The sequence below is a fragment of the Bacillus sp. R86525 genome (genome assembly GCF_042466195.1).
Classification (GTDB): Bacteria; Bacillota; Bacilli; order Bacillales; family Bacillaceae_G; genus Bacillus_A; species Bacillus_A nitratireducens.
Genome location: NZ_JAXHPX010000007.1, coordinates 86,077 through 103,087, shown reverse-complemented (window position 1 = coordinate 103,087; position 17,011 = coordinate 86,077). Strand labels below are relative to the sequence as shown.

17 protein-coding genes and 4 tRNA genes are annotated in these 17,011 nt (G+C 36.6%); 1 reads left to right on the top strand and 20 read right to left on the bottom strand.

What is annotated here, in order from left to right:
- Positions 1–167 precede the first annotated feature (167 nt).
- From SJY24_RS02965 to SJY24_RS02895, 15 genes are all read right to left on the bottom strand, one after another.
- Positions 168–240, bottom strand: a tRNA-Phe gene (locus SJY24_RS02965).
- 41 nt (positions 241–281) lie between these two features.
- Positions 282–357, bottom strand: a tRNA-Asp gene (locus SJY24_RS02960).
- Positions 358–378: 21 nt separating this feature from the next.
- A tRNA-Glu gene (locus SJY24_RS02955) sits at positions 379–450 on the bottom strand.
- A 13-nt stretch (positions 451–463) separates the two neighbouring features.
- Positions 464–539, bottom strand: a tRNA-Lys gene (locus SJY24_RS02950).
- A gap of 154 nt (positions 540–693) precedes the next feature.
- Positions 694–1,983, bottom strand: coding sequence for an adenylosuccinate synthase (locus tag SJY24_RS02945; RefSeq protein WP_000100227.1), 1,290 nt, complete (start codon positions 1,981–1,983; stop codon positions 694–696).
- A gap of 215 nt (positions 1,984–2,198) precedes the next feature.
- On the bottom strand, positions 2,199–3,548 hold the full coding sequence (dnaB, locus tag SJY24_RS02940) for a replicative DNA helicase (RefSeq protein WP_001286241.1): 1,350 nt from the start codon (positions 3,546–3,548) through the stop codon (positions 2,199–2,201).
- Positions 3,549–3,575: 27 nt separating this feature from the next.
- Positions 3,576–4,022: a 50S ribosomal protein L9 gene (rplI, locus tag SJY24_RS02935; protein WP_000864224.1), complete on the bottom strand. Its 447-nt coding sequence runs from the start codon at positions 4,020–4,022 to the stop codon at positions 3,576–3,578.
- On the bottom strand, positions 4,019–5,992 hold the full coding sequence (locus SJY24_RS02930; RefSeq protein WP_071744216.1) for a DHH family phosphoesterase: 1,974 nt from the start codon (positions 5,990–5,992) through the stop codon (positions 4,019–4,021). Before SJY24_RS02930 ends, rplI begins: the two co-directional genes overlap by 4 nt.
- Positions 5,993–6,093: 101 nt before the next feature.
- Positions 6,094–7,029, bottom strand: coding sequence for a YybS family protein (locus SJY24_RS02925; protein ID WP_000978260.1), 936 nt, complete (start codon positions 7,027–7,029; stop codon positions 6,094–6,096).
- A gap of 76 nt (positions 7,030–7,105) precedes the next feature.
- Complete coding sequence (rpsR, locus tag SJY24_RS02920; RefSeq protein WP_000918874.1) at positions 7,106–7,339, bottom strand: 30S ribosomal protein S18; 234 nt, start codon at positions 7,337–7,339, stop codon at positions 7,106–7,108.
- Positions 7,340–7,383: 44 nt separating this feature from the next.
- Positions 7,384–7,905 carry a single-stranded DNA-binding protein gene (gene ssb, locus SJY24_RS02915; protein WP_000981963.1) on the bottom strand — a complete coding sequence of 174 codons (522 nt, stop codon included), beginning with the start codon at positions 7,903–7,905 and terminating at the stop codon, positions 7,384–7,386.
- Between the two features lie 26 nt (positions 7,906–7,931).
- Positions 7,932–8,222, bottom strand: a complete 291-nt coding sequence (gene rpsF, locus SJY24_RS02910; protein WP_001233782.1) for a 30S ribosomal protein S6 — start codon at positions 8,220–8,222, stop codon at positions 7,932–7,934.
- A gap of 191 nt (positions 8,223–8,413) precedes the next feature.
- Entirely contained in the window at positions 8,414–9,514 is a 1,101-nt protein-coding gene (gene ychF / locus SJY24_RS02905) for a redox-regulated ATPase YchF (RefSeq protein WP_377863683.1), read from the bottom strand.
- Positions 9,515–9,629: 115 nt separating this feature from the next.
- Positions 9,630–9,827, bottom strand: a complete 198-nt coding sequence (locus SJY24_RS02900; protein ID WP_000436055.1) for a DUF951 domain-containing protein — start codon at positions 9,825–9,827, stop codon at positions 9,630–9,632.
- A 20-nt stretch (positions 9,828–9,847) separates the two neighbouring features.
- Positions 9,848–10,705, bottom strand: coding sequence for a mechanosensitive ion channel family protein (locus SJY24_RS02895; protein WP_377863682.1), 858 nt, complete (start codon positions 10,703–10,705; stop codon positions 9,848–9,850).
- A 260-nt stretch (positions 10,706–10,965) separates the two neighbouring features.
- On the opposite strand from SJY24_RS02895, the gene yyaC reads away from it, so the two are divergent.
- Positions 10,966–11,562, top strand: a complete 597-nt coding sequence (gene yyaC, locus SJY24_RS02890) for a spore protease YyaC (protein ID WP_001020733.1) — start codon at positions 10,966–10,968, stop codon at positions 11,560–11,562.
- Between the two features lie 20 nt (positions 11,563–11,582).
- On the opposite strand, the gene spo0J is transcribed toward yyaC, so the two are convergent.
- The 5 genes from spo0J to mnmG all read right to left on the bottom strand — a co-directional run bounded on the left by spo0J (position 11,583) and on the right by mnmG (position 16,985).
- On the bottom strand, positions 11,583–12,434 hold the full coding sequence (gene spo0J / locus SJY24_RS02885) for a stage 0 sporulation protein Spo0J (protein WP_001051821.1): 852 nt from the start codon (positions 12,432–12,434) through the stop codon (positions 11,583–11,585).
- Entirely contained in the window at positions 12,427–13,188 is a 762-nt protein-coding gene (soj, locus tag SJY24_RS02880) for a sporulation initiation inhibitor protein Soj (RefSeq protein ID WP_377863681.1), read from the bottom strand. The genes spo0J and soj overlap by 8 nt, the downstream gene beginning before the upstream one ends.
- Positions 13,189–13,376: 188 nt before the next feature.
- Positions 13,377–14,249, bottom strand: a complete 873-nt coding sequence (gene noc, locus SJY24_RS02875) for a nucleoid occlusion protein (protein ID WP_377863680.1) — start codon at positions 14,247–14,249, stop codon at positions 13,377–13,379.
- A 105-nt stretch (positions 14,250–14,354) separates the two neighbouring features.
- Entirely contained in the window at positions 14,355–15,074 is a 720-nt protein-coding gene (rsmG, locus tag SJY24_RS02870; protein WP_001019628.1) for a 16S rRNA (guanine(527)-N(7))-methyltransferase RsmG, read from the bottom strand.
- A 21-nt stretch (positions 15,075–15,095) separates the two neighbouring features.
- A complete protein-coding gene (mnmG, locus tag SJY24_RS02865) occupies positions 15,096–16,985 on the bottom strand; it encodes a tRNA uridine-5-carboxymethylaminomethyl(34) synthesis enzyme MnmG (protein ID WP_377863679.1) in 1,890 nt (629 codons plus the stop codon).
- Positions 16,986–17,011: the final 26 nt, after the last annotated feature.

Sequence of the window (17,011 nt, the reverse complement as noted above, 5' to 3'; positions counted from 1 at the left end):
AGACTCATGTATCATCCACTTTTACACGGAATCCTATACGATCTATAGAAAAACCTCTAGCTTCAACTGCTAGAGGCTCCTCATTCTATTGTAAAATAACTACCCACTTTTGTAAAACTGGACAAAATAAAAAGGATATTAAGTGGGCCCACTTAATATCCTGAGAGTGGCTCGGGACGGAATCGAACCGCCGACACGAGGATTTTCAGTCCTCTGCTCTACCGACTGAGCTACCGAGCCAAAACTATATATAAAACCACTAATGGTGGTATAAACAAAAGTGGCGGTCCCGACCGGGGTCGAACCGGCGATCTCCTGCGTGACAGGCAGGCATGTTAACCACTACACCACGGGACCAAAAATGAACATAAAAAAACATGACCCGTACGGGATTCGAACCCGTGTTACCGCCGTGAAAGGGCGGTGTCTTAACCACTTGACCAACGGGCCACGAAAAATAAAATGGTGAGCCATGAAGGATTCGAACCTTCGACCCTCTGATTAAAAGTCAGATGCTCTACCAACTGAGCTAATGGCTCATACTCACCAACGTCATATTTTCGTGACGACAAGACATATCATAACATGTTATCTTTTGTTTTTGCAATACCTTTTTTTATTTTTTTATAAAAGATAAGAAAAAACTCATGAGAGCATGAGTTTTTTCTTACAAAAATCAATTTCTTATATCAATTAAGCTTCGTATACATTACGAACGATATTTGTTTGATTACGATCTGGTCCAACTGAGAACATAGATAATTGGATTCCTGTTAATTCAGAAACACGCTCTACGTATTTTCTTGCATTTTCAGGAAGTTCGTCTAATGATTTTACACCAGTAATATCTTCTTCCCAACCTGGAAGCTCTTCATATACAGGCTCACATTTCGCTAAGATGTTTAAGTTTGCTGGAACTTCATCGATAACTTCGCCATTGTATTTGTAAGCAACACAAATTTTAAGAGTTGGAATACCTGTTAGAACGTCGATAGAATTTAATGATAAATCCGTTAAACCACTAACACGACGTGCATGTCTTACAACAACGCTATCGAACCAACCTACGCGGCGTGGACGACCAGTTGTCGTTCCATACTCACGACCAACTTCACGAATTTGGTGACCAATTTCATCATGAAGCTCAGTAGGGAATGGACCATCACCTACACGACTTGTATATGCTTTACATACACCTACAACGCGAGTAACTTTCGCAGGACCAACTCCAGTTCCAACTGTTACACCACCAGCAATCGGGTTAGAAGATGTAACGAATGGGTACGTACCGTGGTCAATATCAAGCATAACACCTTGTGCACCTTCAAATAATACACGGTGATTGTTATCTAGTGCATCATTTAATACAACAGATGTGTCGCATACATATTGTGCGATTTGTTGTCCATATTCGAAGTACTCTTCAAAGATTTCTTCTACGCTGAAACCTTCTGTGTCGTACATTTTTTCAAATAAACGATTTTTCTCTACTAAATTGCGCTCAAGCTTCTCTTTAAATGCTTCACGGTCTAAAAGATCAGCCATACGGATACCAATACGAGCAGCTTTATCCATATATGCAGGACCGATACCTTTTTTCGTTGTACCGATTTTGTTATCACCTTTACTAGCTTCTTCTAACTCATCCTGTTTTAAGTGATAAGGTAAAATAACGTGCGCACGGTTACTTACACGTAAATTATCAGTACTTACACCACGATCGTGTAAGTATTTTAACTCTTCAAGTAATGCTTTCGGATCGACTACTAAGCCGTTTCCGATTACACAAATTTTCTCTTTATAGAAAATACCAGATGGAATTAAGTGTAATTTATATTTAACTCCGCCGAAAACAATTGTATGTCCCGCGTTATTTCCACCTTGATATCTTGCAACTACTTCCGCATGCTCAGAAAGAAAATCAGTGATTTTACCTTTTCCTTCGTCGCCCCATTGTGTTCCTACAACTACTACTGAAGACATTATTAAAGCACCTCCGCGATTTTCAAACGATCTATTCAAACAATATAATTGTACCAAAACCGAAAAAGAAGTCAACCAAAAAGCGAACATTTTTTTAATAAAATTCATTTTCGTTCGTAAGAATTATATTTTCACATTATGAAAGCCTTATCTTTCCTATATAAAAAAAGAAACACATCTTATTATAAGAAATGTGTTTCTTTTTTATACTGCCTTTATGCCCCATCTTCAAAGCGTCGTTCTAAGTTGACGAATTTATTAAATTCCTTAACAAACGCAAGCTCTACTGAACCTACGGGACCATTACGCTGCTTTGCAATAATAATTTCAATCGTATTTTTATTTTCCGTTTCTCGGTCATAGTAATCTTCACGATATAGGAAAGCTACAATATCAGCATCCTGCTCGATACTTCCCGATTCACGAATATCAGACATCATTGGACGTTTATCTTGACGAGATTCTACACCACGAGATAACTGCGATAAGGCAATAACAGGCACTTGCAATTCACGTGCAATCCCTTTTAATGTACGAGAAATCTCAGATACTTCCTGCTGACGGTTTTCTCCTGATTTCCCGCTACCTTGAATAAGCTGCAAATAGTCAATTAAGACCATACCAAGACCTTGTTCTTGCTTTAACCTACGACATTTTGCTCGAATCTCATTTACTTTAATCCCTGGTGTATCATCAATATATATACCAGCATTAGAAAGGCTACCCATCGCCATTGTTAATTTTGCCCAATCATCAGAAGTTAATGAACCGGTACGAAGTCTTTGTGCATCAATATTTCCTTCTGCACAAAGCATACGCATAACAAGCTGATCAGAGCCCATCTCTAGACTGAAGATCGCTACATTTTCATCCGTTTTTGTCGCTACGTTTTGTGCGATATTTAATGAAAATGCAGTTTTTCCTACCGATGGACGTGCCGCCACGATGATTAAATCATTTCGCTGGAAACCTGCGGTCATCTTATCTAATTCAGTAAATCCAGTTGGTATTCCCGTAACTTCACCTTTTTGATTATGCAAAAGTTCAATTTTATCATAAGCATCTACAAGAACATCTTTAATGTTTTGAAATGCTTTTGCATTTGTTTGATGAGATACTTCTAATATTTTTTTCTCAGCCTCATTTAAAAGGCCGTCCACATCATCTTCTCTCTCGTATCCATCCGATACAATATGAGTCGCCGTTCGAATTAAACGACGTAAAAGCGCCTTTTCAGCGATGATGCGTGCATAATATTCTACGTTAGCAGCTGTTGGAACAACTTCTGCTAACTCTGCTAGATAAGAAACCCCACCAACTTCTTCTAGTAATCCTTGATCAGCCATCGCTGATGTCATTATTACTAAGTCAATTGGTTCTCCCTTATCAGACAACCCAAGCATGACTTCAAAAATCTTTTGATGTTTCGTTCGATAAAATGAGTCAGGTACCAATAGTTCCGATGCTGACGTTAACGCATCCTGATCAATTAATATGGCACCTAAGACTGCCTGCTCAGCTTCTATATTATGCGGAGGGGTACGATCAGCCATTACATCACTCATGCGCAATCCTCCTTATTTAATTTATTTTTATTGTTCACTAACATGAACTTTTACTTTTGCTGTTACTTGCGGATGCAATTTCACAGTCACATTTGTATAACCTAATGCACGGATTGCATCATCCATTTCAAATTTACGTTTATCAAGTTTGATTTTGTGTGATTTTTGCATTACGTCTACGATTTGTTTGCTTGTGATAGAACCAAATAAACGGCCACCTTCTCCAGATTTTGCCTTCAGTTCCACAGTTAATTTCTCTAAAGTTTCTTTCAGCTCTTTTGCATTCTCAAGCTCTGCTGCTGCATCTTTTTCTTCTTTACGCTTTTGAGCTTCTAAAGTTTTCATACTGCTGTTTGTTGCCTCGGCAGCTAATCCTTGTTTTAATAAGAAATTATTTGCATAACCGTCTGGTACGTTTTTTATTTCTCCTTTTTTCCCTTTACCTTTTACGTCTTTTAGAAAAATTACTTTCATGATTGTGTGCCTCCCTGTAAATAGTCATCAATTACAAATTGAAGCTTCTCCTCAGCTTCATCTACTGTAACATTTTTCATTTGTGTGGCTGCATTTGTCAAATGCCCGCCACCTCCTAAATTCTCCATGATTAGCTGTACATTCAGTTCACCTAAAGATCTACCGCTAATTCCAATGAAATTCTCTCCACGTTTCGCAATAACAAATGATGCAATGATACCTGTCATCGTCAATAACGTATCCGCTGATTGCGCAATAAGCACCTGATCATAATAATCATCACTATCAACCTTAGCAATCGCAATTCCATTTTTATAAATGTACGCATTTTTAATGGCTTTTGCAACTCGTAAATACTGATTCATGTCTTCTTTTAAAAGCTCTTGTACAAGTACAGTGTCTGCACCATGCGAGCGTAAATAAGAAGCTGCATCAAATGTGCGAGCGCCTGTACGGAATGTAAAACTTTTCGTATCAACAATAATACCAGCTAACAATGCCGTTGCTTCTAACATTGTCATCTTTAAATTTTTCGGTTGATACTCAAGTAATTCTGTAACAAGCTCTGCTGTTGAAGAAGCATATGGTTCCATATAAACAAGCAATGGATCTTCAATGAAATCTTCCCCGCGGCGATGATGGTCAATAACCACTACATTTTCAATCTTATGTAACAGTTTTTCCTCCATCACCATCGAAGGTTTATGCGTGTCAACAACAACAAGTAATGAATCATCATTTGCAAATTCCATCGCTTGCCCTGGTGTAATAAAGTGTGACCATAACTCTTCATTTTGTTTCACTTTATCCATCAAACGTTTGATTCCTTTATCCGAATCATTTTCGTCTAATACAATATATCCTTTGCGCTCATTTAATTGCGCTACCTTTAAAATACCAATCGCTGCACCAATCGCATCCATATCAGGTGCTCTATGCCCCATTATAATGACATTACTGCTTTCTAATACTAAATCCTTTAACGCATGCGAAATAACTCTAGCACGTACACGAGTACGCTTTTCGACTGGATTCGTTTTACCGCCGTAAAATTTAACTTTACCTGTCGCTTGTTTGATAGCTACTTGATCTCCACCACGTCCAAGCGCAAGGTCTAAACCAGATTGAGCCATTGCTCCAAGCTCTGATAAAGGCATATCACCTGATCCGACACCTACACTTAATGTAAGTGGTATATTCCTTTTGGATGTTTCTTCACGCACTTGATCTAAAATGCTAAACTTACCTTTCTCCATTTGCGCTAAAATACTTTCATTTAGTACAACGAAGAACCTCTCTGAAGATGCACGTTTTAAATAAGCACCATACTTAACAGCCCATTCATTTAGACGTGACGTGACAAGGCTTGTTATATTCGTACGTAATTGATCATCTAATCCTTGTGTAACTTCATCATAATTATCTAAATAAATAACGGCTAAAACCGTACGCTGATCCTCATACATTTTTTCAATCTCTGTTTGCTCAGTTACATCAAAAAAATAAATTAGTTTTTCTTCTTTCCTTACAAAAACACGGAACTTTCGACTATTTAAAGATACTATATCGTCCGAAGTCTCTCCTTTAATAAAAAGGAGTAATGTTTCTGATACATCGTACAGATGCCACCCAGCTAATGCGTGTTGCCCCAAACATGAAGACAAGTAAGGATTTGCCCAATCAATCCCATACTCCTTATTGTATAACAATATACCGATTGGCATCTGGTTGAATGCTTCGTTACTCACTTTTTTTACCCTAGTAATCATATCTGTCGTATACTTTTCAAAATTCCTTTGAAAGTTAAGTTCAAATCGTATAACTAAAAAGAAAACGATGCTAAAAATAAAAAAGGCGGCTATCCCCATAATTAAGTGAAAATAACAAAGAATCGAGATTAGCACCAACACAAAAAATGCCAATACGTAAACAGGATATAAAAACCACTGTTTCTTATAAAATTCAGGCATGTATACAACTCCTATAACGTAAAACCAACTTAATTTCTAGTTAGTTAAACAGATTAAACACCTTAAAATAGCATAAAAATGCTATTTTATCCCTTTGTTTTTCACTGCATTTTAGAACGCAATGAAATCCCTAAATCAATTATACCTAAGATTGTCACAAGAGGAAACAGCATTGGAATAAACATACATACGATAAAACTAATAATAGGAACGCCTTTCGTAAAACCCTTTTTGTGTGCTAAAAAAGTGATAAACGTTAATCCTTGCAATACAAGTAGCAAGGCAAAGATTACATATAGATTAGAAAATACCATATGTAAATATGATGTTGGTTCAACTTTCATGAAAGTTGATAGCAAAATAAATATGACGTAATACCAGACAATACTCTTTGGCAATTGTATATCTTTAAATTTAGGCCAAGGTGTCGCGTCGTACTTTAACTTTCTCAAAACACTACCTGATATTATCACTGTAATCCAAGAAAAACATACAGAAACTAGCACAAGTATACTTGGAAATAACGTTTGTAATATATCATTCATTTGTGCAAATAACTCTTTTTGTTCTTTACTAACTGGCATACCAGCCGCATTTGCTATTTTTTCACTTTGCACCATGCTTTCACTAAACATATTTTGCATTTGCTTCATTAAATCTATGTTAAAAAACTTTATACTTCCTACATAAATGAGCATCATACCAATTAAATATGCAAGTGTTCCAGCTATTAATATCTCAACTGGTTTTTTCCCTTTTTTATACATATATCCTAATACAACACCTATTAGCCCAAACATCACAGTCTTTATGAGACTAATCGGTTGACTCACGATAACTGTAACAAAAAGCGCCGCTACAAAAATTACGAGCACATTAGATAGTTTATGTCTCACTGTTAATAATATAAACGGTAGGGGCAACGCAAATATTGCAACTGTACCTAAAATCGGAACATACATAGATATAAGCAATAAAATTGCATATATTGCCAATAACGCTGCACCCTCAGTAATAAATTTCGTGCTTTTCATCATCTAACCTCTCTTTCAAAAAGAAAAGCATAGCAAAATGCACAGTAGAGTCCGACTCTACTGTGCATTTCATACGCTATTATTCACCAACATATGGTAAAAGTGCCATTTGACGAGCACGTTTAATTGCAACTGTAAGTTTGCGTTGGTATTTTGCGCTTGTTCCTGTTACACGACGAGGTAAAATTTTACCACGCTCAGAAACGAAACGTTTTAATAAATCAACATCTTTATAGTCAATGCGAGTGATGCCGTTAGATGTGAAGAAACACACCTTACGACGCTTCGCACGTCCACCTTTGCGTCCTGCCATGTCTATTCCCTCCATTCTTTGTTAAAAATAGCCGATTCATACCATTAAAATGGTAAATCGTCGTCCGAAATGTCAATCGGTTGACCAACATTCGAAAATGGATCGTCATTCTTCGTAAATCCAGAGTTACCTTGATTACCTTGGTTACCTGAATTACTAGATTGACCAAATGGGTTAGAGCTTTGGTTACCGAAACCAGCTCCTGATGGTTGCTGATTGAATGAACCACGTTGCTCCCCACCGCCATTACGCGGCTCTAAAAATTGTACGCTCTCCGCAAGAACTTCTGTTACATATACACGTTTACCATCTTGTCCATCGTAATTACGAGTTTGAAGACGTCCGTCTACGCCTGCTAAGCTACCTTTTTTCAAATAATTTGCCACGTTTTCTGCTTGTTTACGCCATATTACACAATTAATAAAGTCAGCTTCACGCTCACCTTGTTGATTCGCAAATGCGCGATTCACAGCTAACGTAAAAGTAGCTACTGCAACACCATTGGGCGTGTAACGTAAGTCAGGGTCCTTAGTTAAACGACCAACGAGGATAACACGATTCATCAATCGAACCACTCTCCCTTATATATCAATTATTTTTCTTCTTCTTTAACAACGATATGACGAAGGATATCTTCGTTGATCTTAGCTAAACGATCGAATTCGTTAATCGCCTCTGAGTTAGAGTTCACGTTTAAGATCATGTAGAAACCTTCACGTAAGTCGTTGATTTCGTAAGCTAAACGACGCTTACCCCACTCTTTCGTGTTAATGATTTCTGCACCATTGTTTGTTAAAACACCTGCAAAACGTTCAACTAAAGCTTTTTGAGCTTCTTCTTCAACGCCAGGACGAATGATGTACATAATTTCGTACTTTCTCATTACACTTTCACCTCCTTTTGGTCTAAACGGCCCATAATGGGCAAGGAGCAATTAATTTATAGTAATTACTCACGAGTTTAGATTATATCATAGTAAGTTATATGAATCAACTCACCAATACGTAAAAAACTTGGCAAACACATAATATATTTGCCAAGTTCATATCTTTATTTTTCCTAGGAAATATTAAATTAAACGTTAAAGCGGAAGTGCATAACATCTCCGTCTTTTACGATATACTCTTTTCCTTCTAAACGTACTTTTCCAGCTTCTTTTGCAGCTGTCATAGAACCGTTTGTCATTAAATCATCATAAGAAACTGTTTCTGCGCGAATAAATCCACGCTCAAAGTCTGTATGAATTACGCCAGCACATTGTGGTGCTTTCATACCTTGTTTAAACGTCCATGCACGCACTTCTTGCACACCAGCTGTGAAGTAAGTAGCAAGTCCTAATAAATCATATGCAGCACGAATTAATTGATCTAAACCAGATTCTTCAATGCCTAGTTCTTCAAGGAATACTTTTTTCTCTTCCTCGTCTAGCTCAGCGATTTCTTCTTCGATTTTTGCACATACAACGATTACTTGAGAATTTTCAGTTGCAGCAAATTCTTTTACCATTTGTACATATTTATTTTCAGAAGGATCCATAATATCATCTTCACTTACGTTTGCTACGTATAGCATTTCTTTCGTTGTAAGTAAATGAAGGCCTTTAACAATCTTCATTTGCTCTTCTGTAAATTCAACAGTACGAGCTGGTTTTCCCTCTTCGAAAGCTTCTTTTAAACGCACTAAAATTTCATGCTCATATACTGCTTCTTTATCTTTTTGTCTTGCTAATTTCGCAACACGCTCGATACGTTTATCAACTGATTCTAAATCCGCTAAGATTAGTTCTAAGTTGATTGTTTCAATATCATCAATTGGATCTACTTTCCCTGAAACGTGTGTAATATTTTCATCTTCAAAACAACGAACAACTTGGCAAATTGCATCTACTTGGCGAATGTGAGATAAGAATTTATTTCCTAATCCTTCACCTTTACTTGCACCTTTTACGATACCTGCAATATCAGTAAATTCGAATACAGTCGGAACAGTTTTTTTCGGTTCTACTAATTCCGTTAATTTATTTAAACGCTCATCTGGTACTTCTACGATCCCTACGTTTGGGTCAATTGTACAGAATGGATAGTTCGCAGATTCTGCTCCTGCTTGTGTAATTGCATTAAATAAAGTGGACTTTCCTACGTTAGGTAATCCAACAATCCCAGCCGTTAATCCCATATTTTTCACTCCTATGTCTCAATCTTTCATCATTATAGATAGTAACGAAAAAAATGACAAGTTTCCTCCAAACGAAAAAAAGTAACAGCTACCCACTGCAACTGTTACTTTCTCTCTATTCTTCATGCTTCACAAGTATTTTTTTTACCTTACGATCAAACTCTCTTCGAGGGATCATTACCGAATGGTCACATCCCTCGCACTTAATGCGGATATCCATTCCCATACGAATAATCTTCCAGCGATTTACACCGCATGGATGGGCCTTCTTCATTTCCACAACATCGTACAAGTTATATTGCTTTTGCTCCACTCTCCAAACCCCTCTCTATACTAAATTGCTTTTTCACTAACCAATTCTTCACGATTATATAAAACCATACGTGGATATGGAATTTCAATTCCATGTAAATCTAGACGATTTTTAATTTCCTTACGAAGGGCTCTTGCAATAACTGCATGTTGCATTGGCTCCACTTCAACAATAACACGTAATATAACTTCTGATGCAGCTAATGTTTGTACACCTAACAATTGAGGTGTTGTTACCATCTTCTCGTACTTTGCAGGTAATTCTACTAATAACTCTTCAATTACTTGCTCTGCTTTTGCTATGTCAGCCTCATACGAAATAGATACATCAACGAATGCCACACTATTACTGACTGAAAAATTAGTAACTTGAATAATACTTCCGTTTGGTAAAGTATGAATTTCACCTGTCCAACTCTTTACTTTTGTCGTACGAAGTCCAATTTCTAAAACGACTCCTTCAAACTGACCAATTCTTACATAATCACCTACTGAAAACTGATCTTCTAACAAAATAAATAGTCCTGTAATGACATCTTTCACTAAACTTTGAGCACCAAATCCGACTGCTAAACCAATGACCCCGGCACCAGCTAATAGACCTGATGCATTAATATTGAACACGCCTAAAATCGCAATTAACATAATAAACATAACAACGTATGCCACAATATTTTCAAGTAACTTCGCCACTGTAACTGTACGACGTTCTGAAATTTGAATTGGCGAGCGACTTCCCATACGAAACGCATTTCGTACAATTGCCCTTGCAACTCGCACAATAATTGCACCAAGTATTAAAATAACGACTATTTGTAGTGATTTTACCCCTATATTCGTCCAATCAATGGACTCAAACCATTTCAACGCTAAATCCATGTACCTCTACCTCTCCAGCTAAAATTTCTTTTTAGTTATCCTTCTCATTGTATCAGAAGTCTCTCTGATTTCTGAAAAAAATTTATGACTTTAATTCCATTTGTTAACTTCTATCCAGGTATAAAATGGAGCGAATATATATATACTAGTACTATTATTTCCGTTTTCACTCACATTTTGCAAAAAGTACGCACTTATAGTTTTCCATTTTACTCAACGTATAACATATTTTGAAAATTTATTAAAAGGATGGGTGCTTCATGAATATTGGAAGTTTTCGCTTACCTTTTTTCGAAAAAGAAACTCAAAATGTTATGCACCAAGACTTAGAAGCCTCCGAGACAATCAGTAACTTTTTACTTTCCCATATTCCCATTAAAACTAACATACCACTCATTCTCGTTTGTATCGGAACAGATCGTTCCACCGGTGATGCACTCGGCCCATTAGTTGGCACTAAACTAGAACAAGTAGAAATTAAAAACTTCCAAGTATTCGGCACACTAGATGAACCAATACATGCGTTAAATTTAGAAGAGAAAATTCAGAATATACAGAAAGAAAATCCTGCTTCTTTTATAATTGCTGTTGATGCATGCTTAGGAAAATCTCAAAGTATCGGTTCAATCACTACCGGAAAGGGACCTAGTAAACCTGGGGCTGCGATGAATAAGAAATTACCTGCAGTTGGTGATTTGCATATACACGGCATCGTCAATCTAAATGGTTTTATGGAGTTTTTCGTTCTTCAAAATACAAGATTAAGTTTAGTCATGAAAATGGCTGATGTAATTGCACAAAGTATAAAAGAAACGGATCAAAAATTATCTGCGTTAAAAAAAGCAAACCATCTATAAATAATAAGATGGTTTGCTTTTTAGTTTTTCTGTGATAATAATTCTAAAATACGATTTAAATCTTCTTTATTGAAAAATTCAATTTCAATTTTACCTTTTTCTTTTTTTGTTTCTTTAATTTTTACATCTGTACCAAACTTTTCTCTTAAGAACGTTTCACGCTCTACGAAGAATATATTTCGATCTTTTTTTATCTGTTTTGTTTCACGTGAAACGCTTTGATTAATCTCCTGGACAATTTTTTCTAATTGGCGAACATTTAATCCTTCTTTTTCGATTCGTTTTAATAAAGACTTCAGTTGTTCTTCATCTTTTATCGTAAGTAAGGTTCTACCGTGAGCCATTGAAAGTTGACCATTTGCAATCATATCTTGTACGAACGAAGGGAGGCTTAATAACCGAGTATAATTTGCAATGTAAGGTCTGCTTTTACCAAGACGTTTCGCTAATTGTTCTTGCGTTACATTTAGCTCACTCATTAACATCTGATATGCCATTGCCTCTTCCATAGGATTTAAATCTTCTCGTTGTAAGTTTTCAAGCAAAGCAAATTCCATCATTTGCTGCTCGTTTAATTGTCTTACGACGGCAGGTACCTTTTCAAGTCCAGCCTCTTTAGCAGCACGATATCTTCTTTCACCTGCAACAATCTCATATCCCTTAATACTCTTTCTAGCGATTAATGGTTGCAATATGCCATGTTCTTTAATAGAAGCCGCTAATTCCTGAATTGCTTCTTTATTGAAATGCTTACGTGGTTGATATGGATTCGGCCTTAATTCAGTTACTATAATCTCCTGAATTGTTTCTTCTTCCTTCACATCCAAATCAGGAAAAAACACATTAATTCCTCTTCCTAATCCTTTAGCCACCTGCAATCACTTCCTCTGCTAAATCTATATATACTTCTGCTCCTCTTGATTTAGCGTCATACTGCATAATCGGTTTCCCATGACTTGGCGCTTCACTTAAGCGCACATTTCGAGGAATAATCGAACGGTATACTTTATCCCTAAAGTATTTTTTCACTTCATCTATAACTTGAATCCCTAAATTTGTACGGGCATCCAACATCGTTAACAATACACCTTGGATTGCTAAATTTTTATTTAAATGTTTTTGCACAAGTCGAACTGTATTTAATAGCTGACTTAATCCTTCTAGTGCGTAATATTCACACTGAACAGGAATAATAACTGAATCTGCTGCTGTTAATGCATTAATCGTTAATAACCCTAAGGATGGGGGACAGTCGATAATAATATACTCATATTCATCACGAACTGGCTGTAATGCCCTTTGCAAACGTACTTCCCGGGAAATAGTCGGTACCAATTCAATTTCAGCACCGGCCAATTGAATTGTAGCGGGTAGAACATCTAAGTTTTCAGTTGCGGTTTTACGTATAACTCCTTGAACATCTGCATCTTCCACCAGAACATTATAAATACATTGATCTAATTCGGATTTTTCAATTCCCACACCAGTCGTGGCATTTCCTTGAGCATCAATGTCTACGAGAAGGACTTTTTTACCTACTTGCGCCAATCCAGCCCCTAAATTAACAGATGTTGTTGTTTTTCCAACACCGCCTTTTTGATTAGCAATAGCAATGATTTTTCCCATGATGTCACCTACTTTCAACCTTTCTATCTTATTCTAGTAACAATTACGTTTATTGTAACATGAAATAAAAGCTTTTCTTTTACGTCCTTATTAAACTTCAAAATTTATTTCTAAACTCCTCCTTCATTAACAAGAAAATATAGTAAAAGAGACCTCTCCACTAGGATAAGGTCTCTAACACGCCATTATTATTTTTTCTTCGGAATTTTAATCGTAATTTGATAGTACTCATCAAATTCTTCTTCCTCAGAATTAACATTTAAACCACTATTAGCAACCATTTCTAATGACTGCCTAATTGTATTCATAGCAATTCTCGTATCTCTACTTACTGCTTTTTGCTTTGCTTTACGCTTCGGTTTTGCTTCCTCTAGTAATTTTGCAATTCGTTCTTCTGTTTGCTTTACATTCAGTTGTTTTTCCACAATTTCTTGTAAAACCTTCAGTTGTAATTCCTCATTTTTTAAAGGAATGAGAGCACGAGCGTGACGCTCTGTAATACTTTTTTCTAATAACGAACTTTTTATTTCTTCAGGCAACTTTAACAATCGCAACTTATTTGCGATTGTGGATTGCCCTTTTCCAAGTCGTTGTGCCAGTGCTTCTTGTGTTAAATTATGTAACTCAATCAGCTTTTGATATGCCACAGCTTCCTCGATTGCTGTTAATTCCTCACGTTGCAAATTTTCAATTAGCGCTACAGAAGCTGTCTCTGTATCATTTAAGTTCTTTATAATCGCAGGAACCTTTTCCCACCCTAGCTTCGTTGCTGCGCGGAAACGTCTTTCTCCAGCAATAATCTCATACTTATCATCCTCATATTGCCTCACGACAATCGGCTGGATAAGCCCATGAGTACGAATCGTTAATGCTAGTTCATCGATTCGTGCATCATCGAAAACTGTTCGTGGTTGATAACGGTTAGGGGTAATATTTACTATCGGGATTTCTTGTATTTCCTCATATACCTTTTTATCTATTTCTTCATGGCTTTCCTCTTGTAATTCGAATTCGCTCTCTTTATCTCCAAAGCCAAATAAACGAGAAAACGTATTTTTCATACATATTCCACCACCTTTTAGGCCTATTGACTATTCTCCATAAAATGTTTCCTATGAAACATTTACGTTTTCATTTATATAATTCAATCTTACGTCTAATAAGATTTATTTTTCAATAGGTAATTTATTGGGTGTTCCCGGTTTGCGTGGATATTTCTTTGGTGTCTTGCGCTTTTTCTCGATTAATAAAATATTACGTTCACTTTCCTCAAAGGGTAATTGGAACGTAGACATTTCTTTTAATTCCCCGCCTAGTACCTCTAAAGCATACTTGCCATTTTCAATTTCTTCGTTTGCTGCAGCACCTTTCATTGCAATAAATGTTCCTCCAACTTTTACAAGTGGTAAACATAGCTCACTCAATACAGAAAGACGCGCAACTGCACGTGCCATCACAATATCGTATGATTCACGTACACCTTCTTTTTTCCCAAATGTTTCAGCACGATCATGACAAAATGCAACATCACTTAACTCTAATTTTTGCGCTAAGTGATTTAAGAAATTAATACGTTTTTGTAATGAATCTACAATTGTTACTTTTAAATGTGGGAAACAGATTTTCAGCGGGATACTTGGGAATCCAGCTCCTGCGCCAACATCACAAATAGAGAATGGTTTCGAAAAATCATAATAAAAAGCAGCTGTAATAGAATCAAAAAAGTGTTTTAAGTATACTTCTTCCTTCTCCGTAATAGCTGTTAAATTCATTTTTTCATTCCACTCTACTAACGTTTCAAAGTAGATTTTGAACTGCTCTAATTGTCTAGAAGAGAGGGTGATACCCTTCTCTTCTAGCATAGATTGAAATTGTTCTATGTTCATCTAGCAATATCTCCTTACTATTTATTGGTTCGATACTCGTGCAATTTTTCCTTGTTCAATATACACAAGCAAAATGGAAACATCAGCTGGATTTACGCCAGAAATACGTGAAGCCTGCCCCATTGAAAGTGGACGAACATCTTTCAATTTCTGTCTCGCTTCTGAGGCAAGGCTAGAAATCGCATCATAATCAATATCCACAGGGATTTTTTTGTTTTCCATTTTCTTCATACGATCTACTTGCTGTAAAGATTTTTCAATGTATCCTTCGTACTTAGTCTGAATTTCAACTTGTTCCGTAATTTCATCACTTAATGCTACTTCACTTGGTACTAAAAGATGAATATGCTCATATGTCACCTCTGGACGACGTAATAAGTCACTTGCACGTATTCCATCTTTCAATTCACTTCCGCCAATACTACGAATTAATTCTTGAACTTCAGGACGTGGTTTAATAATAATGCTCCCTAAACGTTCCTTTTCCTGTTCAATTTGTAACTTTTTATTTGTAAATCTCTCATAGCGATCTTCTTTAATTAAGCCAATTTCACGACCAACTTCAGTTAAACGAAGATCAGCATTATCGTGGCGTAATAATAGGCGATATTCTGCACGAGACGTTAATAAACGATATGGTTCATTTGTACCTTTCGTTACAAGGTCATCAATTAAGACACCGATATAAGCATCAGCACGTCCTAAAATAACTTCTTTTTTACCTAAAGAACGACACGCTGCATTAATCCCAGCCATAAGCCCTTGTCCTGCTGCTTCTTCGTAACCAGAAGTTCCGTTAATTTGTCCTGCTGTATATAAATTTTTAATTTTTTTCGTTTCAAGTGTCGGCCATAATTGAGTTGGTACAATTGCATCATATTCAATTGCATAACCTGTACGCATCATTTCAACATTTTCTAGACCAGGGATTGTTCTAAGCATGTCACGTTGCACATCTTCTGGTAAACTTGTCGATAACCCTTGAACATATACCTCTTGTGTATTACGTCCTTCTGGCTCTAAGAAAATTTGATGACGTGGTTTATCATTAAATCTAACTACCTTATCTTCAATTGAAGGGCAATATCTAGGCCCTGTTCCTTTAATCATACCAGAATACATAGCTGAGCGATGTAAGTTTTCATCTATTAAACGATGTGTTTCTGTACTTGTATACGTCAACCAACATGGAATTTGATCCGTAATAAATTTTGTCGTTTCAAAAGAGAAAGCTCTTGGCTTGTCATCACCCGGTTGGATTTCTGTTTTACTGTAATCAATCGTATTACTATTTACACGCGGAGGCGTACCTGTTTTAAATCTAACAAGGTCAAAACCAAGTTCCTCTAAATGTTCAGATAAAGTAATAGATGGTTGCTGATTATTTGGACCGCTTGAATATTTTAAATCTCCCATAATAATCTCACCGCGTAAAAATGTTCCAGTTGTAATTACAACTGTTTTTGCTGTGTATTCAGCACCAGCTTGTGTAATTACCCCTTTACATACACCATCTTCAACAATTAAACGCTCTACCAGACCTTGGAACAACGTTAAGTTTGGTGTTTCTTCAATTGTTTTCTTTAATTCATGTTGGTAAGAGAATTTATCAGCTTGTGCACGAAGCGCACGTACAGCTGGTCCTTTACCCGTATTTAACATACGCATTTGAATATGTGTCTTATCGATATTGCGTCCCATTTCTCCGCCTAATGCATCAATTTCACGAACAACAATCCCTTTTGCTGGTCCACCAACAGAAGGGTTACATGGCATGAATGCTACCATATCTAAGTTAATTGTTAACATTAAGGTTTTTGAGCCCATTCGTGCTGCCGCAAGACCAGCTTCACATCCTGCATGACCTGCACCGATTACTATGACATCGTATGAACCGGCATTGTATCCCATTGTTTATTCCTCCTAATAATCTCTAT